The sequence below is a fragment of the Citrobacter sp. TBCS-14 genome (genome assembly GCF_005280805.1).
In the GTDB taxonomy this organism is placed as follows: domain Bacteria; phylum Pseudomonadota; class Gammaproteobacteria; order Enterobacterales; family Enterobacteriaceae; genus Citrobacter; species Citrobacter gillenii.
On record NZ_SZWM01000410.1, the window covers coordinates 1 to 289 of the forward strand.

Sequence of the window (289 nt, forward strand, 5' to 3'; positions counted from 1 at the left end):
TCTCCGGGTATCAGTACCGGGTCGGACCCGGCGATGTCCTGAATGTCACCGTCTGGGATCATCCCGAACTCACCACGCCTGCGGGACAGTATCGTAGCTCAAGCGATACAGGAAACTGGGTGCAACCTGATGGCACCATGTTTTATCCCTACATTGGCAAAGTTAGCGTGGTGGGAAAAACGTTGGCAGAAATTCGTAGTGATATTACCGGGCGCTTAGCGAAGTACATCGCAGACCCGCAGGTGGACGTTAATATCGCCGCATTCCGCTCGCAAAAGGCATATGTCTC

General features: G+C 53.6%; 1 protein-coding gene. It reads left to right on the forward strand.

The genetic code is table 11. From position 1 onward, the window contains the following. A partial coding sequence (locus tag FDX22_RS15830) for a polysaccharide biosynthesis/export family protein (protein WP_186805327.1) occupies positions 1-289 on the forward strand: 289 nt, incomplete at both ends.